This window comes from Pelodictyon clathratiforme (assembly GCF_982375515.1).
Map to the genome: position 1 here is coordinate 2,580,509 of NZ_OZ455102.1, position 24,830 is coordinate 2,605,338.

General features: G+C 47.2%; 36 protein-coding genes and 4 pseudogenes. 15 read left to right on the plus strand and 25 right to left on the minus strand.

The genetic code is table 11. The features are described from left to right. Positions 1-252: 252 nt before the first annotated feature. The 7 genes from AC56AD_RS12640 (at position 253) to AC56AD_RS12670 (ending at position 4,107) form a co-directional block, all read left to right on the plus strand. Entirely contained in the window at positions 253-678 is a 426-nt protein-coding gene (locus AC56AD_RS12640) for a type II toxin-antitoxin system TacA family antitoxin (protein ID WP_223293921.1), read from the plus strand. Further along, on the plus strand, positions 600-812 hold the full coding sequence (locus AC56AD_RS12645) for a GNAT family N-acetyltransferase (RefSeq protein WP_223294047.1): 213 nt from the start codon (positions 600-602) through the stop codon (positions 810-812). Before AC56AD_RS12640 ends, AC56AD_RS12645 begins: the two co-directional genes overlap by 79 nt. A 204-nt stretch (positions 813-1,016) precedes the next feature. Continuing rightward, on the plus strand, positions 1,017-1,247 hold the full coding sequence (locus AC56AD_RS12650) for a type II toxin-antitoxin system RelE/ParE family toxin (RefSeq protein WP_041526552.1): 231 nt from the start codon (positions 1,017-1,019) through the stop codon (positions 1,245-1,247). A gap of 405 nt (positions 1,248-1,652) precedes the next feature. Continuing rightward, positions 1,653-2,789, plus strand: coding sequence for an AAA family ATPase (locus tag AC56AD_RS12655; protein WP_012509161.1), 1,137 nt, complete (start codon positions 1,653-1,655; stop codon positions 2,787-2,789). Continuing rightward, positions 2,782-3,456 carry a DUF4276 family protein gene (locus AC56AD_RS12660; RefSeq protein ID WP_012509162.1) on the plus strand — a complete coding sequence of 225 codons (675 nt, stop codon included), beginning with the start codon at positions 2,782-2,784 and terminating at the stop codon, positions 3,454-3,456. The genes AC56AD_RS12655 and AC56AD_RS12660 overlap by 8 nt, the downstream gene beginning before the upstream one ends. 75 nt (positions 3,457-3,531) lie before the next feature. After that, the gene (locus tag AC56AD_RS12665) at positions 3,532-3,681 is read left to right on the plus strand and encodes a DUF8612 domain-containing protein (protein ID WP_499052214.1); all 150 of its coding nucleotides are present in this window, start codon (positions 3,532-3,534) and stop codon (positions 3,679-3,681) included. Positions 3,682-3,705: 24 nt separating this feature from the next. Continuing rightward, the gene (locus AC56AD_RS12670; RefSeq protein ID WP_498983717.1) at positions 3,706-4,107 is read left to right on the plus strand and encodes a DUF4143 domain-containing protein; all 402 of its coding nucleotides are present in this window, start codon (positions 3,706-3,708) and stop codon (positions 4,105-4,107) included. Between the two features lie 73 nt (positions 4,108-4,180). On the opposite strand, the gene AC56AD_RS12675 is transcribed toward AC56AD_RS12670, so the two are convergent. The 5 genes and pseudogenes from AC56AD_RS12675 to AC56AD_RS12695 form a co-directional block, all read right to left on the minus strand. Then, positions 4,181-4,480 carry an antitoxin gene (locus tag AC56AD_RS12675; protein WP_012509163.1) on the minus strand — a complete coding sequence of 100 codons (300 nt, stop codon included), beginning with the start codon at positions 4,478-4,480 and terminating at the stop codon, positions 4,181-4,183. 128 nt (positions 4,481-4,608) lie between these two features. Beyond that, positions 4,609-4,752 carry a hypothetical protein gene (locus AC56AD_RS12680; RefSeq protein WP_223293924.1) on the minus strand — a complete coding sequence of 48 codons (144 nt, stop codon included), beginning with the start codon at positions 4,750-4,752 and terminating at the stop codon, positions 4,609-4,611. A 718-nt stretch (positions 4,753-5,470) separates the two neighbouring features. Further along, positions 5,471-5,752, minus strand: coding sequence for a DUF4143 domain-containing protein (locus tag AC56AD_RS12685; RefSeq protein ID WP_498984673.1), 282 nt, complete (start codon positions 5,750-5,752; stop codon positions 5,471-5,473). Positions 5,753-5,884: 132 nt separating this feature from the next. Beyond that, positions 5,885-6,085: pseudogene (locus AC56AD_RS12690) on the minus strand (DUF4143 domain-containing protein); the annotation flags it as partial. A gap of 10 nt (positions 6,086-6,095) precedes the next feature. Further along, positions 6,096-6,419, minus strand: a pseudogene (locus AC56AD_RS12695) (AAA family ATPase); the annotation flags it as partial. A 234-nt stretch (positions 6,420-6,653) separates the two neighbouring features. Between AC56AD_RS12695 and AC56AD_RS12700 the strand changes: the two are divergent. Then, the gene (locus AC56AD_RS12700; protein WP_499052215.1) at positions 6,654-6,845 is read left to right on the plus strand and encodes a hypothetical protein; all 192 of its coding nucleotides are present in this window, start codon (positions 6,654-6,656) and stop codon (positions 6,843-6,845) included. Between the two features lie 28 nt (positions 6,846-6,873). On the opposite strand, the gene AC56AD_RS12705 is transcribed toward AC56AD_RS12700, so the two are convergent. The 11 genes and pseudogenes from AC56AD_RS12705 to AC56AD_RS12755 all read right to left on the minus strand — a co-directional run bounded on the left by AC56AD_RS12705 (position 6,874) and on the right by AC56AD_RS12755 (position 10,412). Continuing rightward, positions 6,874-7,173: a BrnA antitoxin family protein gene (locus tag AC56AD_RS12705; RefSeq protein WP_012509164.1), complete on the minus strand. Its 300-nt coding sequence runs from the start codon at positions 7,171-7,173 to the stop codon at positions 6,874-6,876. A gap of 58 nt (positions 7,174-7,231) precedes the next feature. Further along, positions 7,232-7,372, minus strand: a complete 141-nt coding sequence (locus AC56AD_RS12710; protein WP_499052171.1) for a BrnT family toxin — start codon at positions 7,370-7,372, stop codon at positions 7,232-7,234. Between the two features lie 186 nt (positions 7,373-7,558). Next, positions 7,559-7,966, minus strand: coding sequence for a hypothetical protein (locus AC56AD_RS12715; RefSeq protein WP_012509166.1), 408 nt, complete (start codon positions 7,964-7,966; stop codon positions 7,559-7,561). Further along, a complete protein-coding gene (locus AC56AD_RS12720) occupies positions 7,945-8,361 on the minus strand; it encodes a hypothetical protein (protein WP_012509167.1) in 417 nt (138 codons plus the stop codon). Before AC56AD_RS12720 ends, AC56AD_RS12715 begins: the two co-directional genes overlap by 22 nt. Positions 8,362-8,718: 357 nt before the next feature. After that, on the minus strand, positions 8,719-8,913 hold the full coding sequence (locus AC56AD_RS12725) for a PIN domain-containing protein (RefSeq protein WP_498983721.1): 195 nt from the start codon (positions 8,911-8,913) through the stop codon (positions 8,719-8,721). Next, on the minus strand, positions 8,825-9,097 hold the full coding sequence (locus tag AC56AD_RS12730) for a PIN domain-containing protein (RefSeq protein ID WP_263053213.1): 273 nt from the start codon (positions 9,095-9,097) through the stop codon (positions 8,825-8,827). The genes AC56AD_RS12725 and AC56AD_RS12730 overlap by 89 nt, the downstream gene beginning before the upstream one ends. After that, positions 9,094-9,300, minus strand: coding sequence for an AbrB/MazE/SpoVT family DNA-binding domain-containing protein (locus AC56AD_RS12735; RefSeq protein WP_012509168.1), 207 nt, complete (start codon positions 9,298-9,300; stop codon positions 9,094-9,096). Before AC56AD_RS12735 ends, AC56AD_RS12730 begins: the two co-directional genes overlap by 4 nt. A gap of 215 nt (positions 9,301-9,515) precedes the next feature. Next, positions 9,516-9,761: a hypothetical protein gene (locus tag AC56AD_RS12740; protein WP_041526553.1), complete on the minus strand. Its 246-nt coding sequence runs from the start codon at positions 9,759-9,761 to the stop codon at positions 9,516-9,518. A 45-nt stretch (positions 9,762-9,806) separates the two neighbouring features. Beyond that, positions 9,807-9,923, minus strand: a pseudogene (locus AC56AD_RS12745) (hypothetical protein); the annotation flags it as partial. A gap of 13 nt (positions 9,924-9,936) precedes the next feature. Beyond that, positions 9,937-10,218, minus strand: a complete 282-nt coding sequence (locus tag AC56AD_RS12750; RefSeq protein ID WP_012509169.1) for a helix-turn-helix domain-containing protein — start codon at positions 10,216-10,218, stop codon at positions 9,937-9,939. After that, on the minus strand, positions 10,215-10,412 hold the full coding sequence (locus tag AC56AD_RS12755; protein WP_083765337.1) for a type II toxin-antitoxin system RelE/ParE family toxin: 198 nt from the start codon (positions 10,410-10,412) through the stop codon (positions 10,215-10,217). Before AC56AD_RS12755 ends, AC56AD_RS12750 begins: the two co-directional genes overlap by 4 nt. A 313-nt stretch (positions 10,413-10,725) precedes the next feature. On the opposite strand from AC56AD_RS12755, the gene AC56AD_RS12760 reads away from it, so the two are divergent. Next, entirely contained in the window at positions 10,726-11,199 is a 474-nt protein-coding gene (locus AC56AD_RS12760) for a PEGA domain-containing protein (RefSeq protein ID WP_012509170.1), read from the plus strand. A 424-nt stretch (positions 11,200-11,623) separates the two neighbouring features. Here the strand turns inward: AC56AD_RS12760 and AC56AD_RS12765 are convergent, their stop codons facing one another. The 9 genes and pseudogenes from AC56AD_RS12765 to AC56AD_RS12805 form a co-directional block, all read right to left on the minus strand. Next, the gene (locus AC56AD_RS12765; RefSeq protein ID WP_498983727.1) at positions 11,624-13,027 is read right to left on the minus strand and encodes an IS1380-like element ISPph3 family transposase; all 1,404 of its coding nucleotides are present in this window, start codon (positions 13,025-13,027) and stop codon (positions 11,624-11,626) included. A 122-nt stretch (positions 13,028-13,149) separates the two neighbouring features. Then, positions 13,150-13,464: pseudogene (locus AC56AD_RS12770) on the minus strand (FKBP-type peptidyl-prolyl cis-trans isomerase); the annotation flags it as partial. Next, positions 13,446-13,880: an AAA domain-containing protein gene (locus tag AC56AD_RS12775; RefSeq protein WP_041526555.1), complete on the minus strand. Its 435-nt coding sequence runs from the start codon at positions 13,878-13,880 to the stop codon at positions 13,446-13,448. The gene AC56AD_RS12775 and the pseudogene AC56AD_RS12770, both read right to left, overlap by 19 nt. A 145-nt stretch (positions 13,881-14,025) precedes the next feature. Continuing rightward, positions 14,026-14,790, minus strand: a complete 765-nt coding sequence (locus AC56AD_RS12780; RefSeq protein WP_012509172.1) for a four helix bundle suffix domain-containing protein — start codon at positions 14,788-14,790, stop codon at positions 14,026-14,028. Positions 14,791-14,956: 166 nt separating this feature from the next. Further along, a complete protein-coding gene (locus tag AC56AD_RS12785; protein ID WP_498983730.1) occupies positions 14,957-15,232 on the minus strand; it encodes a cold-shock protein in 276 nt (91 codons plus the stop codon). A 762-nt stretch (positions 15,233-15,994) separates the two neighbouring features. Further along, complete coding sequence (locus tag AC56AD_RS12790; RefSeq protein WP_012509174.1) at positions 15,995-16,423, minus strand: FKBP-type peptidyl-prolyl cis-trans isomerase; 429 nt, start codon at positions 16,421-16,423, stop codon at positions 15,995-15,997. Positions 16,424-16,560: 137 nt separating this feature from the next. After that, on the minus strand, positions 16,561-17,637 hold the full coding sequence (locus tag AC56AD_RS12795) for a mechanosensitive ion channel family protein (RefSeq protein WP_041526556.1): 1,077 nt from the start codon (positions 17,635-17,637) through the stop codon (positions 16,561-16,563). A gap of 57 nt (positions 17,638-17,694) precedes the next feature. After that, positions 17,695-18,888, minus strand: coding sequence for a protoporphyrinogen/coproporphyrinogen oxidase (locus AC56AD_RS12800; protein ID WP_012509176.1), 1,194 nt, complete (start codon positions 18,886-18,888; stop codon positions 17,695-17,697). Between the two features lie 160 nt (positions 18,889-19,048). After that, positions 19,049-19,576 (minus strand): gamma carbonic anhydrase family protein, encoded by a 528-nt coding sequence (locus tag AC56AD_RS12805; protein ID WP_041526557.1) that lies wholly within the window; start codon positions 19,574-19,576, stop codon positions 19,049-19,051. A 226-nt stretch (positions 19,577-19,802) separates the two neighbouring features. Between AC56AD_RS12805 and AC56AD_RS12810 the strand changes: the two genes are divergently transcribed. The 6 genes from AC56AD_RS12810 (at position 19,803) to AC56AD_RS12835 (ending at position 24,795) form a co-directional block, all read left to right on the plus strand. Beyond that, positions 19,803-20,060: a bacteriochlorophyll c-binding family protein gene (locus tag AC56AD_RS12810; protein ID WP_012509178.1), complete on the plus strand. Its 258-nt coding sequence runs from the start codon at positions 19,803-19,805 to the stop codon at positions 20,058-20,060. 342 nt (positions 20,061-20,402) lie between these two features. Further along, positions 20,403-20,933, plus strand: a complete 531-nt coding sequence (locus tag AC56AD_RS12815; RefSeq protein WP_012507847.1) for a winged helix-turn-helix domain-containing protein — start codon at positions 20,403-20,405, stop codon at positions 20,931-20,933. A gap of 17 nt (positions 20,934-20,950) precedes the next feature. Then, positions 20,951-21,457, plus strand: a complete 507-nt coding sequence (locus AC56AD_RS12820) for a transposase (RefSeq protein ID WP_012509179.1) — start codon at positions 20,951-20,953, stop codon at positions 21,455-21,457. 54 nt (positions 21,458-21,511) lie between these two features. Beyond that, positions 21,512-22,516: a helix-turn-helix transcriptional regulator gene (locus tag AC56AD_RS12825; protein ID WP_083765338.1), complete on the plus strand. Its 1,005-nt coding sequence runs from the start codon at positions 21,512-21,514 to the stop codon at positions 22,514-22,516. Positions 22,517-22,596: 80 nt separating this feature from the next. Then, positions 22,597-23,331: an LPS export ABC transporter ATP-binding protein gene (gene lptB, locus AC56AD_RS12830; RefSeq protein WP_012509181.1), complete on the plus strand. Its 735-nt coding sequence runs from the start codon at positions 22,597-22,599 to the stop codon at positions 23,329-23,331. Positions 23,332-23,367: 36 nt separating this feature from the next. Beyond that, the gene (locus tag AC56AD_RS12835) at positions 23,368-24,795 is read left to right on the plus strand and encodes an HD domain-containing protein (protein WP_012509182.1); all 1,428 of its coding nucleotides are present in this window, start codon (positions 23,368-23,370) and stop codon (positions 24,793-24,795) included. Positions 24,796-24,830: the final 35 nt, after the last annotated feature.

Genomic DNA, 24,830 nt, shown 5'->3' on the forward strand with positions numbered 1-24,830 from the left:
TTGCAATGTGCCGACAGTTCCACGTCAGAAGATAATCAACTCCATTGACTGTGGCAATTGCAATGCGGAGCGGATGACGTTGGACATTACGAGCCAAACCTTTTCGCCACCTGCATCACTCTCAGAGGTACTCTCTTTTCTGCCGCTTGCACCCGGAGAAACAAAAAACCCGTGAGGCACGGTTCCTTGTGAATAGTTTATGTTTTGAAATTCATATACTCCGGTAAATTGCCGTACAAAAAAAGAGTCATCATGAAAACGGACGTAAACGAACAGAGCAAAACTGTCAAGTCTGCTGCCCGAAAAGATGCAAAGCAAAGCAGTGAGAGCAAAGCCCGTCTTGAAGCGAGAATCTCCAGGGCAACCCATACCCGGATAAAACTTGCCGCAGATATTCAGGGGAGAACAGTAACCGATTTTGTCGTTCATGCAGCACTCGATGCTGCCACAAAGGCAATCGAAAAAAATTTTATCGTTCAGTTATCAGTGGAAGGACAAGAGGCTTTCGCCGAAGCCCTGCTGAATCCACCAGAACCTAATGACGCTCTTCGACGAGCCTTCGAAAGGCATTCAGCACTTACAGGCAGGAACGACTCGCCATCGATAAAAGCTATCAGGGAGAGGGACTTGGCAACACGCTCATTGCAGACGCACTGGTACGCTCATCAAGTTCTTTGATGGCTGTTTATGCCTTGCTGATCGATGCAAAAGACGAGAGCGCAGCGACGTTTTACCTGCACCATGGATTCATTCCCTGCATCGGTGCACCTCATACATTGTTTCTGCCATCAGGCACACTCAGGAAACTCTGACTGCTCATCAGCAGCAACCATCAACTTACGCGCCGAACCTTTTCCCCACGCCAGCCTCGGTCTCAGAGGCACTGTTTTTCTTGCTGGCAGAAGTTTTATCGGCTGTTTTTATACTCGATGATAAAATCAGCCGAATCATGCCCTACAAAACCAGAACACTTGAGCGCTTTTTCCTCCAAGCGAGTCAACAATTCCCTACATGACGTGGAAGTATCTGGGTTGCTAAAGGTTGCACGAGCGGCAAGGGTCTTTCTGGACGGCGCATGTCTACTGAAATCGATGCCCGAGATTGGCCGCCCAATGGAGGATGACACTCGCAGACGCGAACAGCTTCCCTCTTTTGGTGCTGGCACTTTTGTGCTTCGCTATATGTGGGACAAACAGGATACGGTTGTTATTATTCGTGTCTGGCACAGCAAAGAGATCAGAATTTAGAGCCTTAAAAGCCCACTATCTTCATCTGAATCCATCGGGCGAAATGGCACTTCTGATTCTTTCACAAAAGATTAAGCAGTTGTGTGCGTCCCATCATCTCGCTCAAAATTAAACGATTATCGAAGCTTTTCGTTACTTTTCCTTTCGGATGAGCAAAAGAACCTGAATACCGGGCCGCTCACGACTTTTCGGCTTACATCGGACCGAAAAAAACACCGGAACCGCCATTTTACCGTTCCTGAACCCAATGCTGAAAGCCATTTCGCCACATATTCACGAACTGATGCCAATGCGCCTCAACGTGCCTGCCAACGAACGACCCGAACCCTTCCCTTTTCGGCAGGTCGGCACTCATGATATCGGCAACTCTTCTTACTATGAACAACACCTCCAACAACATTCGATATGAAAGGAGCAATCAGAAAAATAAGCATCAACGGGTATAAGTCGATTCGTGAGTTGAAGGAGTTTGAACTCCGTGATCTGAACATCATCATCGGGGCCAATGGCTCCGGAAAAAGCAACCTCGTGCAGGTTTTTCAGTTGCTGATGGCGATGTCCGGCAAAGGGATGCAAAAGTTTATTCTTGAAAATGGAGGGGCCGACAATTTTCTTCATAATGGCCCCAGGAACACTCCCGCAATATCGATGGAGTTTGAATTCGAGTCTCATAGCGATTACAGACAAGGATCGAACTACTACCGTTTTGACTTGACCCCTACTGTTGACGATACCTTTCTTGTCATTGAAGAACGGAAATATGTTACAACGAATTGGCGACCTTATGGCAGTCCATCACTTGAAAGCCGACTGGAGGACGAGCAGGAAGAGCCATCTGCTACGGGAGGACATGGGGTAGGCTATTTTGTTTATCGATCCATAGCCAACTGGATGGTCTATCACTTCCATGACACCAGTTCATCGGCCCCTATGCGCCGCTACCAGATCATCGAAAACAATGCTAAGCTCGGAAGCGACGGCGGCAATATCGCCCCGTTTCTGCTGAAATTGAAAACCGGCAACAAGTTCCCTGCCCCTTCATATTATAAAGAGATTATCAATACCGTCCGGCTGGTCATGCCTTTTTTTGACGATTTCCGTCTTGACGTACTCAAAATGGGCGAAGCGGAAAAAGTCAAACTCAGTTGGCAACAGAAAGGCTCCGATTTTCCAATGCAGCCCTATCACCTCTCCGATGGCTCCATTCGGTTCATCTGCCTCGCCACTGCATTGTTGAATCCATTTCCGCCTTCCGTCATTGTCATTGACGAACCGGAACTTGGCCTGCATCCGGAGGCCATAAGGATTCTCGGAGAACTGATTCGTGATGCGGCAAAACGAACGCAGATCATTGTCGCGACGCAGTCCCCCCTGCTGCTCGATCAGTTTTCCATCGAAGATATCGTGGTGGTAAACCGCAGAGAGGGACAATCTGTTTTTGAACGATTGCATCGTGCCGATTTCGATGAATGGCTGGAAAATTATTCTGTCGGTGAGCTCTGGTCACGGAATATCATTGCTGGAGGCACCTGCCATGAATGATTATGCCGAAGTAATTGTGCTTGCAGAAGGGCCAACAGAACAACTCTTTGTCAAACGGTTGTTGGCGCCATATCTGGCGCATCAAGGCGTGTTTCTTACACCTGTCATTTTGAATAAGCCTGGTGAAAAAGGTGGCGATGTCAAATTTGCACGCGCCCGTAATGACATCGAGAAACATCTGAAACAAAGAAAGAATACCTGGATAACATTATTGGTCGATTACTACGGCATTGGCAGCGATTGGCCCGGATACGCGGAATCAAAAAAGCAGACGCAACATACCCGTAAGGCCCAGATCATGAACCAGGCTACGGCTGAAGAGGTCGATACCCTGTTCTCAGACCTCAATTCCGCCCAGCGTTTCATTCCTTATCTCTCCATGTATGAGATCGAAGCCCTCTACTTCAGTGACCCGCCTGGTCTTGCCGAACAGTCTGGAGTGCCGCAAAAAGCAATCGAGCAGATTCTGGCCACATGCGGCGAGCCGGAGAACATCAACGATCACTCAACAACCGCTCCTTCAAAAAGGCTGGAAAAACTCTCGAGCCGGTTCAAAAAAACCACAACCGGCATTGCCATAGCCACTGCCATAGGCATCCCTAAAATGCGGGAATCATGCCCGTTATTCAATAACTGGGTAACAAAACTCGAAAATCTCTCGCACTGACAACTCCGAAAACCGACGTTTTACCTGCAACGTGATGTACGGGACCTCGCCAATGTCGGCGACGAAAGTGCATTCCTGAGATTTCTCCGCTCCTGTGCGGCACGCACCGGCCAGATGCTCAATATCCTGGATCTTTGCCGCCAGAGCGACATCAACCATACGACCGGAAAACGATGGCTCTCGATTCTTGAAAATTCAGGCATCATCTACCTGCTCGAACCGTGACACACCAATATCAACAAAAGAGTGGTGAAAACTCCGAAACTGTACTTCCTCGATACGGGGCTTGCGGCGTGGCTGACCGAGTGGACATCACCTGAAACGCTGGAAGCTGGAGCTATGTCAGGAGCCATTCTTGAAAGCTGGGTGGTATCGGACATCAAAAGCTGGTGGCATAACGGCAAGCTTGCCCCAATCTATTACTATCGCGACAAGGATGCCAAAGAGGTCGATCTGCTCATTCATCAGAACGGCACACTCTATCCTGTAGAAATAAAAAAATTGGCAACTCCGGGAAAAGAGGCCATTCGCCATTTTCAGGTACTTCAAACCCTGAAACAACCGATCGGGCAGGGATGCATCATCTCGCTTGCCCCCATATACCTCCCGATCACATCAACCATCGATAACGTCCCTGCAGGAATGGTGTAAACCGGAGTCAGGAATACAGGGCATAATCCCTATTTGAATCGCGAACCTCGTCGAGGCTCCACAGGGTAAATCATCAGCGCCTGTTTTGCACCTCTTTTGCTGTTCCATCCACCAGTGTTCCGTTAATGAACTTGTGAATAATACTTGCTACATAAGTCTGGTACGGCAAACCTTCTTTGATGGCCTTTCTTTGTAACTCAGTGAGGTCTCTTTCAGAAATCCGAATATTCAGCCTCTTATCTTTTTTCAAAGAATTACCAGCATACTCAGCCAACTCTTTTCTTCTTTTTGAAAGATCGGGAACAGGAACCCATTCACCTTTTTCAAAGCTATCCAGTATTTCCTTATCTTCTTTGGTCAGTTTAGCCATCATGATTTTCTCCAAAATATTGCTGATTGGCCTTGCTGCTCGAGATAATGGTTTTCAGAAACAACTCTTCCTCATTACTCAACTTAAGGTACAAGATATGCGTAATTGGTCACGCTCAATACCATGATTCGTTATTCAGGGTATACCTCCTGGTTGGGATGGAGATAGTCGTCCAATATCACCCCTTTCAACAAAAAAACCACATCCTCGAAACAGATTCCCCGTGATGCTTTGAGTACCACGCTCTTTTCCGTGTTCCAATTGATTCTTTTCATTTTTTCAATTTATCACAATGTGTGCAGTTTGGCAATGCTATACCGAGGTTTCGGGCAAGGTCAAGCGATGAAAACAAGGAGCGGGTCTTGTGTTTTAGCATGCAATCGGTAAAATCTCAAAACACAAGAGATATCCATTTTTTACTACGACGCTGACCTCCGCAACATTATGGCCGAATACAAGCCCAGAGCCGGAGCCGCCACCGGTGCTGTAGAAGCTCCGAGAGGCGTCCTCTACCACCAATGGAAATGGACGATGACGGCAAGCGGACTGCATCATTCCGACAACCCAGAACAACGCCAATATCCATTACGACCTGAAGGCGCTTGCCGCCGAGGCCATGAAGGAAGGGAAAACCAACCGCGAGACTGAAAAGCTCTGTGTCATGCTGGTGATGTCATACGACCCCTGCATTTCATGTTCGGTACACTGAGGGGGGACATACCCTGGGAGCGCCGGGCTCCAGCCCGGCCCCCTCCCGATAGAATTCGGAACGGCATTATAACGATGGCAGTACCCCCATCTGCATCAGTCTCACAGGTCGCATCCTTATTTTCGGCTGTTTTTATACTCGATGATAAAATCAGCCGAAAAACGCTATAGCCGATACCAGTTTCCACCACTGTCAGAATCTGAAGCGCTGCAGCATCCTGCCGGTCAGTTCATAAACCACGTCACCGTGACTACTCTGAACGAGGACAGCTTCGGTGCAAGGCATCAATCGCCCGCCCATAGCCGTGAGATGGGTACGGCATAGAGCCTGTCACCAAATCCTGCAACAGATTCGCCATCGTAGAGCACCACACCTGCTGCAAAGTTATTTTGCACGGCGTCTTTCAGCTTGCGCAGGCCCTTGAAATCATCGCCGGTTACGGTTGAAGCCGCCTTGACCTCCACTCCTGCCACAAGCCCTTCGGATTCCAGCACCACATCGACTTCGACCTGATCCTTGTCACGGAAATGGCTGAAGGCGACAGCTTCTTCATGCCAACTGGCCAATCGTCGCAACTCCTGATAAACGAATGTTTCCAGCAGCCTGCCAAACAGTGGGCGATCCCCCCACAGTGAGTTACCGTTCAATCCAAGCAAGGCGCAGGCCAGTCCAGTGTCGCCTACATGCAGCTTGGGTGTCTTTACCAGCCGCTTCATCCGGTTCCTGTGCCATGAAGGCAATTCGTCCACCAGAAAAATCCGGGACAAGAGCGTCAGATATTCGCGAATCGTCTGGCGGCTGATCTGAAACGGCGCAGCCAGCTCGGAGACATTCACCAGGCACGCGGTTTGTCCAGCGGCCAGCCAGAGAATCCGCAAGTTTCGGCACCAGCAGCACATTGGCCGACCCCGTCAGGATGAAGCGACCGGGCAACCGGCGGGTATCCACCGCAGCCTTGAGCGAGGTAAACAGTTCCGGTACCCGCTGCACCTCGTCCAGCACCGCCCGTTCCGGCAAATCGGCCACATAACCGATCGGATCGGTCTGGGCCGCCGCCCGCTGGACATCATCATCAAAAGTGAAATAGGCAAAACCGGCCTCATCGCCCACCAGTCGGGCCAGCGTGGTCTTGCCGCACTGCCGCAGGCCGTGGAGTAGAACCACCGGCGTATCTGCCAGAGCTTCCACGATGCGCGGGCGCAGAAAACGGGGATGGATGGTCTCTTCACTCATGACGGCTATCTGTAATTCAATCTTCGGCCAATTGCAAGATTCAGTTCGTCTGATTGTCGGCGATGATACGTCAAGTTGTCAATATAGATAACAATAATCACATCGCCACATCCCCGTTCATGTATCAGAAGAAGAAAACGCTACGCTCATTACCCGTTCTGAGCCGATGCTGTTATTGGCATTTGCATTACGAGGTACTATCGCGACAAAGACGCAAAAGAGGTCGATCTGCTCATTCATCAGAACGGCACACTCTATCCGGTCGAAATAAAAATATCGGCTAATCCGGGAAAAGAGGCCATTCGCCACTTTGAAGTGCTTCAAACACTGAAACAACCGATCGGGCAGGGATGCATCATCTCGCTTGCCCCCATGTATCTCCCGATCACATCAACCATCGATAGCGTTCCTGCAGGAATGGTGTAACCCGGTGACCTCAGGGTTCGGTCACATTTCACGCGCTACGGGAATGGCGCGTGACGTACTTACGAAGCACACCATCCATTCGCGATTGCCACCCTTCACCGGTTGACTTGAAGTAGGCGATGACCTCGGGGCTATAGCGCACCGACACAAGCAGCTTCTTGTTTTCAGACCTCGGACGACCACGCAGTGCGCGGATTGGCACCATCGCCTTCAGTTGCTTTGGCGTGAGTGGCTGCGCGTCAGGATCACTTTTAGCTGCCGCAGTAATGGCCTTGTCCTCTTCCGCAGTGGGCATGAGGATAGTTGAACGCTTAGAGATTTTCGACATAGTGTTTCACCTCTCGACGATTGGCGCGGCGCAGGCTGATGACCCTTCGCACTTCGCCTCAGTCTACAAATGCCACGCAGTACAGGATTTCGGTTTGCGGAGCGAGCGCAATCATTCGCGACTCGCCGTACTCAAACCGTTCATCAAACCAGACCAGTGCGGCTTCCCAGTCGAGGTCGCCTGCCATAGCCAGAGACACACCGTGCTTCGCTTGGTTGGCTGCGTCCTTGGCGGGATCGAACTCGACTCTCATAACTTTAATGTAGCTACAATTAATGAGATTGTCAAACGAACCGTGCGGCGATCTTCTATGGGGCCTAACGCCCACCTCACAGGAACCTAAAGCATAGCGAAGCGGCGCTTTTGGTTCCTGTGCAGGTGTTTGTTATAAGTTTGATCGGTAAATGTATGAGTCTTCTATGAAATGACCGTTAATTGTATTCCTAGAAAACCTAATACCAGAAATTCCATCGCCTGTACCTATAGCAAACTTCAAAAGTTGAACAACTTGATTCGCTGTATTTGTAACACCAATGTCATTCAAAGATATTACTTCCTCTTCTTTCGATGCAGAACTGTTCGCACTAACTACTTTTTTGTAGTACTCACGTGGCCCTAGTGAATCGACCAAAGGCGAAGCAATTATTAGTTTCCAAGCTTTATCTTCTGAAAAATAAAGCCAAAACGCGCTCTTTATCTCAGCCTGCTCGGCATCAAGTCTTTCTACTAGCTTGGCACCGGCTTTTATCATAGAGTCTGAAAGACTCTCTGTTACCAAAATGTCTTTAGCCATGCCAATATTCCTGATTGATTGTCTGTAATTGCTTCATAGAGATCTTTTGCTTTTCTTTCTTCGACTCTACTTTCGTATCTCGCCTTTTCATTCCAATCTTTTGCGACAGCCCAGTTAAGTTGAAAATTCCCGTCTTCCTGTTCTTTTTCACTCAGCTTTTGCTTTAAACCTGCGACACCCAGCAAATCTGTTAGTTTATGGCTGTAACTATTTTTAGCTAACTCTAAATTTGGGAAATCGTACTGCTGCACCTGCTTCGCAATGCATACTTTTATGGCACATTCCAGCGAATATCCAGCAAGGTAATACGCCCCCTGGTAACTTTCAGCATCGAGGAGAGCCTTAGCCTCCTTTATCCTGATTTCAACGAGCTCTTCTAAATCATTTTTGTTCATATGAGCATTGGTCTCATTTTGATTCACTTATAACAACATTTAGACTGATCTGCCTGATTCAGGAAAAGCAGAAAGCTGCATTCTGTATAAAACATCTTAAATATCGTATTCACAGGTCAGACAATTGATTATTTATAAATAATTTAAACGCATCAACAATCATTTAACCCTGCCGGTTTATACAGATCGGTCTAAACCGGAAAGAAGCATATCAGCAGGGCTTTTTACACCACGACCACCTTTGTTCAAAACATGGGTATACATCATTGTGGCGCTTACATCTTTACGCCCCATTCCGGAATAGTGCGAACCATAATTTTATCCCTGCAGCCGGTGTCCATCTTTATTGTCAGGCGACTATCTCTCTTTTTCGAAATATTTCACTCTCTTCAAACCCTTGAAATGCTGATCCTGTGTCCAGAGCGTACAATTGTATTTCGAGGAAGTGGTATAAATTATACTGTCAGCTAACGCTAATTTGTTGTCTTTGAAGATCTTCGCGGAATAAATTGCCAGATCTGCGTCGAGTTCGATCACTCCTCCTTGTCTCATATGAGCGAGGGCCAGTTAAAGCTTGATCTTCGTTTGTTTCGCTCAATAATTTCTTGAAAACTTCATAAAGGGTAATTGATGGAACAACAAGGGATGAGATATCTTCTATCGCTCCAGCAACAGAATCACCAACGTTACTGCCAGCAAAGTATTCCAACCAGCATGAAGAGTCAACAACACTCATATTCTCTCTTCTTCTCTTTTGATCTCGGTGTTAATACCCTTAAAGATACCTTTGAGCGATTTCATTGGTTGGATTGGTACAAGTTCAATCCGACTCCCATAGGTGATGATCTCCATCGTTGTTCCGGCACGAAGGCCAATATCTTCTCTTATTTCTTTGGGTATAACAACCTGAAACTTACTTGAAACAGCAACAGTATTCATTAAGTATCTCCATGGGTCACAATAATACGATTAATTGAGTTCATCAAGGCTTTTTACTCCGTGAGCACTTTTGTTCAAAACATGGGTATGCATCATCGTGGTGCATGCATTCCTATGTAAGAAGAATACACCAGATTTTCAAGTATTTGAAGATCATAATAACGCTCATCAACTTTCAAACAATCAGTACGATGCAAAGATGAGCCTCTCATACCTCACTCCCCCATCGCCTCAATTAACCTTTCCCTTGCAAACTGGCTGAGGCGGACTATGCCAAGGTGTCGGGCGAGTTCCACCTGGTCACCATTGGTTGATAGCAGTTTATCAATTGCCCTGATCTCTTCAGTGCAAATGTATTCGACTTTGCGCATTTCATCAAGGATGCTTTCGAGATCGCCTTCGATATCGATATCGCCGTCGGGATCATCATCGGAACGGGCAAAAAAATTGGTTGGTGGCATCTGCTTCGGGTCGCTGGCGATGATAACCTGTTTACCGCGTGCGAGGGAGCCTACCGCGTCCCAGACGGTAATCTGCGATGCTTCGTCGAAGATGACGACGTCGAACAGCGCCTGATCGGCAGGCAGATACTGGGCGACGGGAGCAGCATTTTGAACAGGTATGAGTCAAAACCCGCTAATGAAAACTAACGTGTGGCTTTACTCCCAAAACAGCTCCAACACGACGCAAAAATGCCAGACTGACGTTTCTGTACGCTCCTGATTCCAACCGGGAAATCGCAGCTTGTGACGTATGTGCCTGACGTGCAAGCTCTTTTTGAGTCATACCGGCAATCATGCGGAGATGGATAATCTTTTTTGCGACATCAAATTCCTCTTCGAGAGCATCATACTCTTTTTTGAACTCTTCATCCTTGAGATTCTCTGCAAGCAGGTCATCAAAATTAGTTGTCTTCATTGCATCATCTCCTCTATAAAAATCTTGCGTAATTTTTGAGCCTTTTCAATTTCGCCATGATCTGTTTTCATCTCCTTTTTTATGTAGCCTGATGTTGCCACATACAGGGTGCCCCTATGATGGAAGTAGAATATTCTGCAAATATCAGTGCCAACTTTGACACGCAATTCTTTAAGACCATCGGTGCCCGCCAATGTTTTTGAATGCGGCTCAGCAAGCCTGTAGCCGCATCAATTAGCCGCTCTCGGGCATGCTTTTGCAAAGCAAGCACTCGAAAAAAGAAAAAACGACCGGGAGATTGAAAAACTGTGCGAAATGATGGTTCACTCTTACGATCCCCGCAATTCATGCCCGGTTGAGTGAGGAACTTCACAGAAATTATTACATAACATAATTTCAACAAAATACAGAATAAAGCCTTGTACTATACAGATTCTTCTTACATTGTCTTACGCGAATACTTGCGTTTGCGTAAAGTATCCTTCTAACATTAAAAAAAAAAGAACGATGAAAAAGAACACATTTATTTCGTTACTACTATTGGTTGGACTTGGACCTGTGTTAACAGGTTGTGCAACGATTATGGATGGGTCAAAACAAAAAATCGGTTTTTCCAGCAATCCAACAGGTGCTGCAGTTAGCGTTGATGGCAAAACATTAGGGAACACTCCTTTAACTGAAGATTTGTCGACAAAGGATATCCATACCGTAAAGATGGATTTGGTTGGTTACCACCCATACGAAATGACACTAACCAAGAAAACAAATAGCTGGGTATGGGGTAACATTATTTTCGGTGGTTTTATCGGATTAGGCATCGATGCTATCACAGGCGGACTGTATAGATTAACCCCTGAACAAGTAAATGCAGACCTGAAAGTAAAAGGACTCTCATCATCTGACATAAAGGATAAAACTCTTTATGTTACAGTGACACTGCAGCCAGATGCTTCCTGGCAGAAAATTGGCGTTATGAACTGATACGCAAACCCGGCTTTTTCAATAACAGCCAAATTGCGCCACCTACCGAAAGATAGTGCTCTAAACCAGCAAAAAGGCGGAAAAGTGTAGTTACTGTTCCGCCTTTTATGGCAGCAATCATTTAGATGCGTGATAACTTAAACCTAAACTGAGCGATTCGTAAAACAGCAACCCATCCAACGTCAGAAATACAGAAAAGAAAAACAATTGAGACAAATTATAGCCAAACAGCCTGAAGAATCCTGATTTTATACCAAAAAAGATTATTCCAGACCCAATTGCTTGTCCATTTTCTGAACAGCAAGGCACTCATTTTAAAAATATTGTGACAATCTGAGCGAAATAGCTGTGGTAGGTTCTTTTTGGGCGCAACCTCCCCTCCAATGCTAATTGGCATAGGCATTCTATTGCCGTAACGCGTTGTTTAACACATCAAAACAGTAACGTTTAAACAGCGCTCAAAGAGTTTATCGAATTGCAGCCGATGAAAGCAGTCCGTTGGAACTTTCATCATAAGCTTTTTGCCATTACGAACAATTTTGGCTGCGGTATCAATAAGCTGCCGACGAAATGTATCTGCATAAACTGTTGTAGCAATAACTGATGAGCTGACATCTGCTTTGAAGCTCTCGAACAGATTATTACCAAGCAGCATGAGAAAGTACCATGCTGCATTAGCATAAAAATACTTGAAGGGTAATTGTTCTTCGCCAAAGTTTTTGATGGCACGGTTGGCCAATTCATCATTGCCACGCTGGTGATAGTTTCCGAGAATATCGTGAGCGAAAAGAAGATTCTCGGCACCGGCTTGATAGAGAAGTTCGTCAATCAAACAACAACCCATACCAATGTTGGTGACGATGACGCTATCAGTACCCAGTCCAGGTACGACAAGTTGCCGGTCATGCTGAATCATACGACTATAAATCGTCCGACGGGCCAAATCCCAAGTTTCTTGTTGACACATAAACTCGGTATACTCCCATATCTCCTTTTTATTGTGCGAGTTAAAGTTAGACCAATTGGCGTTCTCCTCCGCAGCTTTTTTTACATTGTCGTAAAGCTTTCCGCCGCATATATAACCAACATGCAACGACTCACAGGTTTTGAACAACTTCTGATCGTAGAAGCCGGAATCCATTCGAATAATGATCGGTACGTTAACACGATACTCCTTTCTGATCGTAGCAACAATATGACGTATCATCATTTCAACCGTTTGACCATGATTTGAATGATCTGAGCCAACACGGAAAACAGCATCAACAAAGTACCTGCCCCAATTCATTTGTACGGGATGAAAACCGTTGACTTTCTTGTACGTTGGTTCAACACCTTCTCGTTTCAGAGCATCATTATTATCCATCACCATAGAATCAATACCCAGTTCAATAACTGCGGGCTGATCAATTTTCAGACGCCACAAAAAAATCTTTTGCAATAAATAACGGAACAGCTTGACTTGATGAAAAGAGAAAATTCCAAAAAATCTCTTGACTGCATGAGACGATGCCAAGTGCTCTGGCTTACAGCCAATCAGCGGAGCATAGCTCCTTTCTTTTTTGAGCTGGTCGAACTGCGTCAGGTGACGGCTGGTACCATCCATAAAAAAGCACAACAATTGAAGAAGCAGATCAACAACCGGGACGCCTTTTTTGTTTTTTCGCATGGCACAAAACATTTCATCCATAATCGGCATGAGCTGAATACTCTGCAGATAGGTGGCGAACAATGTCAGCCCAGCACGGTTGGTAATACAATCATTGGTTGTCCCGACAGAACTGATGTGATGGTCTTTTTTGCGGCTATTTTTTGTACCTTTCGACATAGAGCTTCCTTATTTTTCTGTTTGTGTTGCATTACAAGTGGTAATTTCCCGTTACACATTTTAATATAACACTTTAACCGTAAATATGGGAGCTTTTTTTATAACAAATCGCTCAGTTTAGGTTAAAGAATCTCGACAAGCTCGATTTCAAAGGTGAGATCCTGGCCTGCGAGGGGGTGATTGGCATCAAGCGTGACTGAGGTATCACTCAAGTCAACCACCATAACCACGGCATGCTGGTTGTCGGGAAGCCCGACCTGAAGCTGCTAGACGATTTCAAGTTCCATATCGGCAGGAAACCGCTCACGATCAACATCGGTTACCAGCTCTTTACTGTGCTCTCCATATGCCTCAACGGCAGGGATAACGGAAGTCCTTTTCTCTCCGGGGGCCATATCGAGTACTGCAGCATCGAATCCTATGATAACCTGCCCACCCCTTCGATTATCCGCTCTCTTGCAAATTGGCTGAGACGGGCTATGCCGAGGTTTTCAAGCACGTTCTGGCGGATTTTGTCGCGCAATGCCAGAGCTATGGCCGATTCGAAAGGAGAATCGAAATCCCCCATGGATCCATGAACGGCTGCTCCGAGTACAGATGGCCCTCGTTCGGCGTATTCGAGAAAATGTTTCAGGTCGATAACGGCTCTTGCCGATGTTCGGGAGAGATCAATGCGGTCAGGACTGAGCGTTGAAAAGACGATCATCTCTGATCGAGCCCGTGTAAGCGCCACATTGAGGCGCCGTTCTCCACCGTCACGGTTGAGCGGGCCGAAATTTATGGTAGTGTGACCCGACTGGTCAGGGCCGTAGGTGACGCTGAACAAAATGATATGGCGCTCGTCCCCCTGCACGGTTTCGAGGTTCTTGACAAAAAACGGTTCGAGGGTATGCTCGCCCCGATCATTTCATCGAGAATGCTTTCGAGATCGCCTTCGAGATCGATATCTTCGTCGGGATCGTCACCGGCAAAAGGAGCTTTCCCGCCACGCAGAACAATCAGAGCTTCACAACCCCTCGGCACGCGGGATAGCCGCTGCAGCCCCAAAACTGTTTGCCATCGTTTATTCCGGCCTTGGCCGTCCGCAACACCATGGGCTTGCCACATTGCGGGCATGAGGGAATGGAACCAGCAGGTTCGAGTGAACCGGAGTGCTCCTCCTGCTGCCGTTTACGCTCTACCAGGCGGGCTACAGCAAGTTGCTCACTATAGCCCCCGCCCTCAATAAACGCCTTTTCCAGCGCAGCAATCTGCTGGTCGAGCAGGTAATTCGCCTGATTGATAAGGCAGATAATCGCATTGGAGCGAATGGCAGCATCATCATGCTCCAGCCATGGCGCATAGAGCTCCCACCGCTCCTGATCACCAATATCGGTCAGATCGGAGTGATCAGGAGAGCTTTGCCTGAACCGTTTCGGCACATCGCGAACGGCATACGCGTCCTGGCTTGAAGGCGGCCATTGAGGAAGGTGCCGGTGGCGCAGATAGTCCTCAAAATCAAGCAGAAGCTCCTCAAGGCTGGCCCGTGCAACATTAATCAACCGCGGTTCTGTTTGTGAGGAGGTTGCCGCAGCACGGCTCCCCTCAGCAATGTTCTGCCTACCGGAACGGGCCGCCTGGATCATCTGATCCACTGTACGCGATCGGGAATCAATGAACTTCTCGCAAAACCAGTAAGTGGCGTCATATATCAGAGTGGCCGTTTGAAAACTGGCGCTCTTACGATAGCCGCCACTCGGTCGCAGCTTTTTCACAGGGTTCATGCTGAGAAAATCACAATTTTAAATATAACGCTAACGAGTAGCGCCCCGTGCCACCTTACGGAACCTGAAAACACCAAAGCGCATCATTCTGAGGATGCACTGGAACGGACGGTTAAGCATAGCGTTACGCAATCAATGCGGTTCGTTCCTCATAGCATCTATGGTTCTATTTCAGCAACTGAATATTTCCAGCAGCCACTTTACCATTCTTTTCAACCATATCATATTTGACTTTATCGGCTTCATTTAAGGTAGCAAGCCCAGACTTTTCAAGTTCGTTGATATGCACAAATACATCCGCTCCGCCATTATCAGGGATAATAAAACCAAAGCCTTTCATTTTATTAAACCATTTCACCGTACCGGTATCAGCCATCACAGGGGTGGTCATGAGAATGGACAGAGCAAACACAATCCCATAAATTTGTTTCAGATTTTTCATAATGAAACTCCTAAGATTAGCTCCCAAATTAATGTTGTTTGGCATGTATGGGAGTAAAACAGACCAAACCAAATGATTTGTAGCGACTTTGCAGGCGAAGCATGGTTGGCTTATTTATCTGGATATCGGGTGGCCTACGATAAAAGCGTTTGCACACCCTCGGCTTTTTTCATCTCAAATTCTTCTCCAGCAAAATACCGTATCGCGATCTCTTGGCGACGATTGGGAGTGTGTCTAACGACCAAGCGCTCACCAGCGCATGCGCATTAGCGCGAAACGTCCGTGTGCAGCACGCATTGCCACGCATGGCTTTAACCGGCACCATATCTTCAATAAAAGCTTCTGGAGCAATACGTTATTTGTGCTGCCAAGTAACAGCAGCAAAAAGAATTCCTGCCTGATTGTCCATTAACCGCTAACTCCCAATCAGCAGAATGGACGGCTTCTTTCTGTACAAGACAACCTCACAATCATAATGAAAGAGCAGTCAACTCATTATTTAAGCCTGCCGGTTTATAATGACAAGTATAAACCCACAATAAACACGGACGCCCTCTTAAAAGGGAAAAAAGAGTGCCCGGGCAAAAATAGCAGTTTTTCAAGTAAATGTCTGTTATAATCACGCTCGGAGCACTGAATTGATCAGTCGGATCCATCCAATCTTACCGATCCGACCGATCAATCATAATCTACAAAAAAACGGCGGAAAAGCTTTTTGCTGTTCCGCCTTTTATGGCAGCAATCATTTAGATGCGTGATAACTTAAAGAATCTCGACAAGCTCGATTTCAAAGGTGAGATCCTGGCCTGCGAGGGGGTGATTGGCATCAAGCGTGACTGAGGTATCACTCAAGTCAACCACCATAACCACGGCATGCTGGTTGTCGGGAAGCCCGACCTGAAGCTGCTGGCCGATTTCAAGTTCCATATCGGCAGGAAACCGCTCACGATCAACATCGGTTACCAGCTCTTTACTGTGCTCTCCATATGCCTCCACGGCAGGGATCACGGAAGTCCTTTTCTCTCCGGGGGCCATATCGAGTACTGCTGTATCGAATCCGATGATAACCTGCCCACCCCCAATTGTAAACTCCAGTGGTTCACGGTCAACTGATGTGTCGAACATCGTACCGTCATCAAGCGTTCCGGTATAATGAACCCTGACGGTATCTCCCTGTTTTGCCTGCGCCATGCACTCCTCCTTTTTAACTGATCAAAAACATTTACTTTAATAAAATCCAAATCCTTACCAATCCCCTATCAAAAGGGCGCGACAACGATCAGAATAGTTTGCGAAACTATGGAAAAAACGGCAAAAATCACATTTTTTTATGTTTCAGGAGCCATTTTACCCTTATCCATCTCCATCGTCAGTTTCGGCAACCATCCGGGATAGTTACTCTTGATGAACTCGATCAACTGTTCACGCACCAGACAGCGCAGTTCCCAGACGTTGGAGGAGTTGGCTGCACTCACAAGCACCCGTATCTCGACCGATTTTTCGGTGATATTGGTTATGTGGAGTTGCGCCACGCGGCCATCCCAGAGAGGAGTTGATGCCAAAACCCGTTCGAGCTCATGGCGGAGCGTTTCGGGATTAACGGTATAATCCGTATAGAAAAACACGGTACCAAGCAGCTCTGCCGAGGTGCGTGACCAGTTCTCAAAGGGACGATCAATAAACCAGTTGATGGGCACAATAAGGCGGCGCTGATCCCAGAGCTGAACAACAACATAGGTCAGGGTAATCTCTTCAATTCTCCCCCACTCGTTTTCAACAACGACCACATCATCGATGCTGATCGGCTGCGTTATGGCAATCTGGATTCCGGAGATAAGGGTTGTGAGGCTTTTTTGGGCTGCAAAGCCAATAATCACGCTGGCAATACCTGCAGAGGCAAGAATGCTTAACCCAACCTGACGAACCGTATCAAAGGTCATCAGCACACTGGAAACAGCAAGAAGCAGAAGAAGCACATTGAGAATCTTGCGGGCGAGGCTGACATGGGTGGATATTTTTCTTGCAGATTCGTTTTCCCGGACTTTTGCCGCGTAACGTTGCAGGATCAATTGCTCAAAAACCCTGAACAGTCGCATGAAAAACCAGGCGATACCGATAATGGCAATAATGAGGAGGAGGTGCCGGAGAATATCCCTTGTATCCTCAGGGAAGGGTATTGCATGGAGAAGCATGGCCAAAGCCACAAGAGAGAGAAGCAAACGGAATGGCCAAGCCATGAGTTCCAAAGGAACACTGGCGCCTCTGATCGAAAAACGGATGGCCGCCAGTGCTCTGCTGAAAAGCGAATTTGCCGCCAGATAACCAATCAGGGCAACCAGAACCACCAGTGCCGGTATCAGGTAACCACCCTGAACCAAATCCCAAAAATTCTGGATGATCTCCATACGCATACAACAGTAAGCTCACTCCGAGTCAAATGACCCGGAGATTTCCACAATATCCTATCCTTTCAGTCGGGCAAATTCACTTTTTGAACGACTCACGCAATCTTCAATAGCCATACCGCCAAAATAATTACCGGTCAGAAGCAGGCTCTTGTTTCCCTTCAACAGTGCGTCCGTTTTTTCAAGCCACTCATGATGGCCAAGCCGAAGCGTAGGCACGGTATTCTGTTTTGATTCGGTATGCTCTATCTTCGAAAATCCAATACCAAGCACCTCTGTGATGCGGCTTCTTTTCGTCTTTTCATCCAGACCCGGCTTGAAATGGAAAACAAAACCACGATAGTTATCGTCTGGTACGGTATCGCGCGATACGACTGAAAAGAAAACGTCGTTGGGTGCAATAAGAGCTGCAACAGGTTTGAGCTTGACATTCTCCTTGCGGACAATGACCCCTACAGAATCAACATCAGCAGCCTTGAGCTGGCCAAGATGGTTTGCGATATCGGGCTGAATACCTTTCAATAGCTTTGAGGTGACCGAAGAGGGTGTTGCAAAAACAAGTGTTTTGGCTGAATACTCTCCACCTCCGGCACTCCTGATTTCATAGAGGCCATCTTTATACACCACTGAATTGACATCCTGACTGGTAAAAACATTCAGGCCGCTTTTTGCGGAAATCGCCCGCGCAACACTCTGCAAACCGTTGGTGAAGGTATAGTTCTTCAGCATATCCTTTCTCTTCTCCCGGCTTTTAAACATCATATCGGCAGGAAAATCGTCCGTTTTCTGTGATGGGACAGCATTGAAGAAATGGCTGATCACCTCCCGGTAGTTGCGTTCTCCCACAATTTTTGAATAATAGGAGCTGACGCTCAATCCGGTTTTCTTCAGTTTGAAGAGGTTCGGGACGGAAACAAGCAGTTCCAGAATGTGAAGCTGGGAAACAATAGATTTGATTTTTCCATTGACAAAGAGGGTAAAGGGCACCTTGGCACGGGGAATGATCGAATCCTTCAGGCCACACCCTTCAACAATATCGAGCAGATTCTGGTATGAGCTGTAACAGGTATGAGCGCCAAGTTCCATCCAGAAATTCTTGCCGTGAGCGTTGTACTGAGGGGAGGCAAAAGAGCCGCCGATCGTATCATTTTTTTCAAGCAGCGTGGTTTTCATGCCAGCCTGCACACAATAATAAGCAAGGCTGAGGCCGCTTATGCCACCGCCGATAACAACAACATCGTTTTGCATCATAAAAGAAAAAAGAGTTTCGTGAGATGCGTTTAAAAAAAACAGGAAAGGCCGGGGCAGCATGAAAAGCACCGCGCCTGTCGGAAAGAATCAATAACTTCTGGCCCAATTTAGTGAAATCGGAGAAGAAGACCGCTGGAAAAGTTCAGAAGGAGTTCCACGATTATGGCTGCGGCTCCTCTGCCCGATAGTTTTGCGAGTAGCGCACATAGTTTTCCGGTGACTCCTCAATATTGCGTCGTTCAGCATCAGTTATCGGGCGCATCACTTTAGCGGGAACACCGGCAACGAGCATTCCTGAAGGCACCGTAAACCCCTGCCTGACCAGTGATCCGGCGGCGACAATCGACCAGGGCTCAACAACACAGTCATCAAGCAGCACTGCGCCCATGCCGATCAGCACATAGTCCTTCACCGTGCAGGCATGAAGAACGGCTCCATGACCAATGGTGACACAGTTGCCGATGTTCAATGGGCCGGTATCGTGTGTAACATGCAGCGTTGCATTATCCTGCACACTGGTTTTCTCACCGATGCGGATAGGACAGACATCACCCCGCACCACCGCATTGAACCAGACACTTGAATAAGCGCCAATATGCACGTCACCAATGACGAATGCACCGTCCGTCATGAAAACCGTTTCATGCAGCGTTGGCCAGAGCCCCCTGTAAGGCATTACTTTTCCCATCAAATTCTGTAATTTTTGATCTGTTAGAGATACGCATTCAACCACCCACAGCATAGTAACGCACTCGTGGCTTCTACTGGATAATGAGCCGTCAACACACAGTACTTGAACCGCCTGGTTGCTATTCCTGCAGGAAGGAACCAAGGGAAGATAAAATATTTTTTTTTCATGACCGGATTTATTAGATTGGCTTAATAGTGTAATTAACCCTGAAAATCAAGCGGCCATGAGCAAACTATCTGGAGTATTTACCAATGGGGCGGAGTGTTACGGAAGATTCGTTGAGGTCTTCATTGACGGGCACTGGTGGGTAGTCGGAGACGCTCTTGAGAATATCGGAAAGACGACGAAGCGGTTGTTGGTCAATGCCTATCCCTTCATTTACGGTGGAGCTGGATCATCATCTGTTTTCAAGGGTTCTTCGCCCAAGGCGGCAGGTTATGCCAAGCCAACCAAGGATATTGAACAACGGTTCAGGGATTGAGAAGAGAACGATAAACTCTCCTTTTCCGGTATTGATGGGGATCTTTTAAAAAAACGAGGCGTTTGTCCTCGTTTTTTTAATTTCACGGATGTATTTCTGGCTGGTCGCGCTTTTCATGCTGCGAGTATCGTCGGGTTCATTCCCTTTAACCCTGTTTATCCTTCTGCCCCCTCTCTTCTCGCCTCCCATTTCCTTGACAAGCCCCTCTTTTTCCTGAATTTTATTAGATTGAGCTGATTTTTTGCATGATAATTCCATTTTGCAATCAAGATAATCATAATGTATTTTCTGTTTGTGCCAATTATTGCTCATAATTTGACAACAAACAGGAGGATACTGAATATGGCTCGACCAGCAGTAATCACGGACGAAATGGAATGCTTGGCTAAAAAGATTGTAAAAGAAGCACATACCGCTCGAGAACTGAGAGCTGGCTTGAGTATTCTTATCCCTAAAACTTGTGATATCACCTACTCTGAAACGGCAGAACTTCTTGGTATTAGTGTACCCACTGTAGTGCGCATCCATCGAGATATTAGCAATCAAGCTGCTGGAAATGCGACTCCTAAGGGTAGCTGGGGAGGAAGAAGGAGGCAAACGCTTAGTATAGATGAGGAGGCCCAATTTCTTGCTGAATGGGTAGAGAATGCAGAACAAGGTGGCGTCCTGATTGTTCCACCAATTCATGCAGCACTGGAACGACGACTGGGAAGAGCAGTTGCACTGTCTACAGTTTACAGAATGTTGGCACGTCATGGTTGGCGTAAGGTAGAACCAGATACGTGTCATCCAAAACAAAATATCGAGGCACAGGAAGAATTTAAAAAAAACTCCCAGAGACACTGGTACAAGCCGCCAAGCAAAATGTACTAAATCTGCCTTTGCGCTTGATGTTTCAGGATGAGGCTCGGTTCGGAAGGATAAGTGATCCTCGAAAATGCTGGGCTCCAGCGCCTCTTCGTCCTATCGTAAAGTTAGCTCTTGTAAGAGAGTATGTCTATGCATACGCAGCAGTATCTCCGCAAGATGGTGTGATTGATTGGATGTTGGGCGGCAAAATGGACACAGTGAGTATGGGCGCATTTCTCAGGCAGGTCTCTCATAAACATCCTGAAGAGTTTGTCATGATGGTTGTGGATGGAGCGCCTTCTCATCGTGCAGAGCATTTAAGGGTTCCAAAGAACATGGTACTTGTAAAGCTTCCACCGTATTCACCGGAATTAAATCCTGTTGAGCACCTTTGGGATGAATTGCGAGAGAAGGAATTTGCTAATCGGGTATTTGAGACACTTGGAGCTGTTATCGCACAAGCAGCGAGAAGACTGAAAAAAATGGAAGAACATCCTGACGGACTTCGGTCTTTAACTGGTTGGGATTGGATATTAAAATCAATTTGATTGCAATTTGGAATAAGATCGTCGTATTGAATCAATGAGTTGAAATTGGCTGGCATGAAATCGACTATAGCAAAAAGCAGATTCGACTGGTGCAGTTGTCCTGAAAACTCTTTTATGGAACTGGATCATTCAGGGCAAAACGTAGAAAAAAGTCCGCACAAGATTCCGAAAGAGATCGGTTATGGATGGTTTCAGGCAATGCATTTGCCGTTGAACATGGTTGTTCGCAAAAGCCATATTCAGTTCCGGCATGAAGTAGCAGGAAGGCTCTTCCCTGCCCTGACGGCTGTTGAGCAGTTTACCGAACCGGTGCTGTGTGTGCAGTCCGCAAGGAAAGGGCGTGTGATTCTTTCGGTTAACCGGAATGGAGATGAGTGTATCATCGACCATAACAACTGTGCATTTCACCATATTGCATTTCGTGACCACGCCACGAAACTCGACACCAGCGAAAATCTTGAAATCGTCTCTCTTCTTATCGGCGATTCCGTGTTGATTGAACTGCTTGGAAATGAGTGTGTTTCGACCCTTTTTTCAGGACTGCAAGTCACTTCGATACCGGCGTTATCCATTAAAAAGATTCCTCTGCATATTAACGTGCTGCTCCATTCGAGCATACCTGATCATCTGACAGGAAATATTGCCAAACTGTATGCGCAGGCTAAAGTACTGGAATATCTTTGTGCCATCATTGCATATCTGGGCTATGCTTCCGAACGGCAGTCGCCGGAATCGGAACAACAGAAAAAAATCCGGCAGATTCATAATGATCTTCTTCAACTGGAAGGAAAGGTACCTGCCCTTAATGAACTTGCGAAACAGTATGATCTCCCGCTCCGACTGCTGAAAGAGGGGTTCATGAAAATATATGGCAAGTCACTTTTCAGCTACATCTCTGAAGTACGCCTTAACGAAGCTCACTCGACCCTTTCAGGCACCAGCGTTCCTATGAAAATCATAGCGAAAAATCTTGGCTACTCGCATGTAAACCACTTTATCAGTGCATTCGGAAAACAATTTGGCTATTCACCCGGGAGTTTGAGGAAGAAAATGCGATAAATAACTTTATTTTGCGGCAGAACAATCCCTGCAATAAAAAAGGGAAACCCCGCAATCGACCATTTTTTTTGGGCATCGGCATGAAAGCAACACTGAGCTGTAACAAGCTAAAGAAGATCTACAATAAACGCGAAGTTGTCAAAAGCTCATCTATTGAGGTAAAACAGGGAGAAATAGTTGGGCTTCTTGGACCAAACGGTGCAGGAAAAACCACGACCTTTTACATGATTGTGGGGCTGGTTCGGCCTGATGGTGGTGATGTCTTTCTCGATTCAGCAAACATCACCCAACTGCCTATGTACAAACGGGCACGTCTTGGTATCGGCTACCTCCCCCAGGAAGCATCGGTCTTCCGAAACATGACGGTCGAACAAAACATCTTGAGCGTGCTTGAATTCACCTCCCTCTCCAAAGCAGAACGCAAGGAGAGAACCAGCATCATGCTTGAGGAGCTGAACATTACGGCTATCCGTAAAAGCATGGGTTATGCGCTCTCCGGTGGCGAACGCCGACGCACGGAAATAGCAAGGGCCCTTGCGCTCAATCCCAAATTCATTCTGCTCGACGAACCCTTCGCCGGAGTTGACCCGATTGCTGTTGAAGATATCCAGCAAATTGTTGAAGGGCTTGCCAAACGCGACATCGGTGTACTTATCACCGACCATAACGTCCACGAAACCCTCTCCATTACTCATCACGCCTACCTCCTCTTTGACGGAAGCATCTTCATGCACGGCACCCCTGAAGAGATCGCTTCCAATCCAGAGGTCAGAAAAATGTACCTCGGAGAAAAATTCACCCTCGAACGGTATTAAAGCAACGCCCATCAATTTGCTAACAGCCATAGCCCCATGATAGCCGAACACCTGCTTTTTCAGTCCGACGGCGGATTTATCCGCATCCCGATCTGGGGTCATATTCCGCTCAGCGGAGCGCTGAAAAAAATATTGTCACACCCCTCGTTTCTTCGCCTGAAGGGTATACGGCAGCTCTCTTTTTCGCAGCAGGTCTACCCTGGAGCAACACATACGCGCTTTGAGCACTCCATTGGGGTCTATCATCTGATGAAACTGATTCTGCAGCGTATGTTGACGAGCCCTCTTGCGCTCAGCCTTCAGGATGAGCACTTCAGATTTGACGACCACAACTGCCGGGTGCTGCTTTCGGCCTCTCTTTTGCACGATATCGGCCACTTTCCCCATGCCCATATCATCGAAGAGCAGATTCCCCTTTATGCAGGCAAGGCGGTGTTTTCACATCATGAGGAGCTTTGCCGGCACTTCATTTATGAGCAGAACCCCGGAGTTCCAACAATCGCAGAAATTCTGCAGGTAGAATGGAAGGTATCGCCCGAAGCGGTTATAGCGCTGATCACAGGCAGTTCCGGCACCTGCTTCAGCAAGCTGATCAGCGGCACGCTTGACCCTGACAAGATGGATTACCTCATGCGTGACGCTCATCACTGCAACATTCCTTACGGGAGCATTGATATCGAACGGCTGATTGAGTCCTTCGTACCTGATCCACAACGAGCGCGCTTTGCCATCACTGAAAAAGGTATTGCTCCTCTTGAGAGTCTGCTCTTTGCAAAATACATGATGATGCGCAATGTTTACTGGCACCATACGAGCAGGGCTCTCTCGGCGATGCTCCGCAGGCTTCTGCAGGATATTGCAAGTGAAGGGATGCTCTCTCCGGATGCTTTGCGCGATCTTTTTTACGGTAATGCAGATGACAGGGTACTCCATGAGCTGAAACAGTTGCTGCCGGAAAAGGAGCATCCTCTCTCTGCCCTGCTTGATGACATTCTCATGCGGCGGGTCTACAAGAGGGCAATAACGGTGCAGCCCTACCTACCGGAAACAGCAAGAGAGGATGAGCGCTGGTTTGTCTATAACAGTGACAGCGGAATGCGCCGCGCCAGGGAGCTGGAAATCTGCCAGTTCCTGAACAAGCGCTACCATCTCAGCCTCCACGGTCATGAGGTACTCATTGATCCACCCTCAAAGAAAGATATTTTCGATTACGCAGATCTGCGAGAGCTTCGGGTCTACCCTACCCGATCGGAACATATCCACTACGCACTGCAGTGTGAATCCGAGTATATCCGGTTTGACGATCTGCATGAATCGGTTTTCCAGTCTGACTTTATTCTCGCTTTTGAGCGCTATACCAAAAAGTTCAGGCTGCTCTGCCGCCCTGACCTGGTCGAGCGCATCGTCGAGTCACGTGAAGCAATCATGTGCCTTCTTGCAAACGATATTGACCTCTTTCGATAGAAGGTTCCGGCAAACAGCCTGCTTCCGCAGAAAGC

What these genes read in the sequence shown, in the direction of transcription:
- AC56AD_RS12720 (WP_012509167.1), bottom strand. Translation starts at nt 8,361, where the DNA reads ATGAACAAAAATGATTTAGAAGAGCTCGTTGAAATCAGGATAAAGGAG.
- lptB (WP_012509181.1), top strand. Translation starts at nt 22,597, where the DNA reads ATGAAAGCAACACTGAGCTGTAACAAGCTAAAGAAGATCTACAATAAA.
- AC56AD_RS12785 (WP_498983730.1), bottom strand. Translation starts at nt 15,232, where the DNA reads ATGAAAAATCTGAAACAAATTTATGGGATTGTGTTTGCTCTGTCCATT.
- AC56AD_RS12715 (WP_012509166.1), bottom strand. Translation starts at nt 7,966, where the DNA reads ATGGCTAAAGACATTTTGGTAACAGAGAGTCTTTCAGACTCTATGATA.
- AC56AD_RS12735 (WP_012509168.1), bottom strand. Translation starts at nt 9,300, where the DNA reads ATGAATACTGTTGCTGTTTCAAGTAAGTTTCAGGTTGTTATACCCAAA.
- AC56AD_RS12730 (WP_263053213.1), bottom strand. Translation starts at nt 9,097, where the DNA reads ATGAGTGTTGTTGACTCTTCATGCTGGTTGGAATACTTTGCTGGCAGT.
- AC56AD_RS12640 (WP_223293921.1), top strand. Translation starts at nt 253, where the DNA reads ATGAAAACGGACGTAAACGAACAGAGCAAAACTGTCAAGTCTGCTGCC.
- AC56AD_RS12660 (WP_012509162.1), top strand. Translation starts at nt 2,782, where the DNA reads ATGAATGATTATGCCGAAGTAATTGTGCTTGCAGAAGGGCCAACAGAA.
- AC56AD_RS12675 (WP_012509163.1), bottom strand. Translation starts at nt 4,480, where the DNA reads ATGATGGCTAAACTGACCAAAGAAGATAAGGAAATACTGGATAGCTTT.
- AC56AD_RS12765 (WP_498983727.1), bottom strand. Translation starts at nt 13,027, where the DNA reads ATGTCGAAAGGTACAAAAAATAGCCGCAAAAAAGACCATCACATCAGT.
- AC56AD_RS12780 (WP_012509172.1), bottom strand. Translation starts at nt 14,790, where the DNA reads ATGAACCCTGTGAAAAAGCTGCGACCGAGTGGCGGCTATCGTAAGAGC.
- AC56AD_RS12825 (WP_083765338.1), top strand. Translation starts at nt 21,512, where the DNA reads ATGAAATCGACTATAGCAAAAAGCAGATTCGACTGGTGCAGTTGTCCT.
- AC56AD_RS12795 (WP_041526556.1), bottom strand. Translation starts at nt 17,637, where the DNA reads ATGGAGATCATCCAGAATTTTTGGGATTTGGTTCAGGGTGGTTACCTG.
- AC56AD_RS12740 (WP_041526553.1), bottom strand. Translation starts at nt 9,761, where the DNA reads ATGCCACCAACCAATTTTTTTGCCCGTTCCGATGATGATCCCGACGGC.
- AC56AD_RS12805 (WP_041526557.1), bottom strand. Translation starts at nt 19,576, where the DNA reads ATGGGAAAAGTAATGCCTTACAGGGGGCTCTGGCCAACGCTGCATGAA.
- AC56AD_RS12790 (WP_012509174.1), bottom strand. Translation starts at nt 16,423, where the DNA reads ATGGCGCAGGCAAAACAGGGAGATACCGTCAGGGTTCATTATACCGGA.
- AC56AD_RS12655 (WP_012509161.1), top strand. Translation starts at nt 1,653, where the DNA reads ATGAAAGGAGCAATCAGAAAAATAAGCATCAACGGGTATAAGTCGATT.
- AC56AD_RS12835 (WP_012509182.1), top strand. Translation starts at nt 23,368, where the DNA reads ATGATAGCCGAACACCTGCTTTTTCAGTCCGACGGCGGATTTATCCGC.
- AC56AD_RS12810 (WP_012509178.1), top strand. Translation starts at nt 19,803, where the DNA reads ATGAGCAAACTATCTGGAGTATTTACCAATGGGGCGGAGTGTTACGGA.
- AC56AD_RS12680 (WP_223293924.1), bottom strand. Translation starts at nt 4,752, where the DNA reads ATGAAAAGAATCAATTGGAACACGGAAAAGAGCGTGGTACTCAAAGCA.
- AC56AD_RS12750 (WP_012509169.1), bottom strand. Translation starts at nt 10,218, where the DNA reads ATGAAGACAACTAATTTTGATGACCTGCTTGCAGAGAATCTCAAGGAT.
- AC56AD_RS12760 (WP_012509170.1), top strand. Translation starts at nt 10,726, where the DNA reads ATGAAAAAGAACACATTTATTTCGTTACTACTATTGGTTGGACTTGGA.
- AC56AD_RS12815 (WP_012507847.1), top strand. Translation starts at nt 20,403, where the DNA reads ATGGCTCGACCAGCAGTAATCACGGACGAAATGGAATGCTTGGCTAAA.
- AC56AD_RS12725 (WP_498983721.1), bottom strand. Translation starts at nt 8,913, where the DNA reads ATGAGACAAGGAGGAGTGATCGAACTCGACGCAGATCTGGCAATTTAT.
- AC56AD_RS12800 (WP_012509176.1), bottom strand. Translation starts at nt 18,888, where the DNA reads ATGATGCAAAACGATGTTGTTGTTATCGGCGGTGGCATAAGCGGCCTC.
- AC56AD_RS12705 (WP_012509164.1), bottom strand. Translation starts at nt 7,173, where the DNA reads ATGTCGAAAATCTCTAAGCGTTCAACTATCCTCATGCCCACTGCGGAA.
- AC56AD_RS12820 (WP_012509179.1), top strand. Translation starts at nt 20,951, where the DNA reads ATGTTTCAGGATGAGGCTCGGTTCGGAAGGATAAGTGATCCTCGAAAA.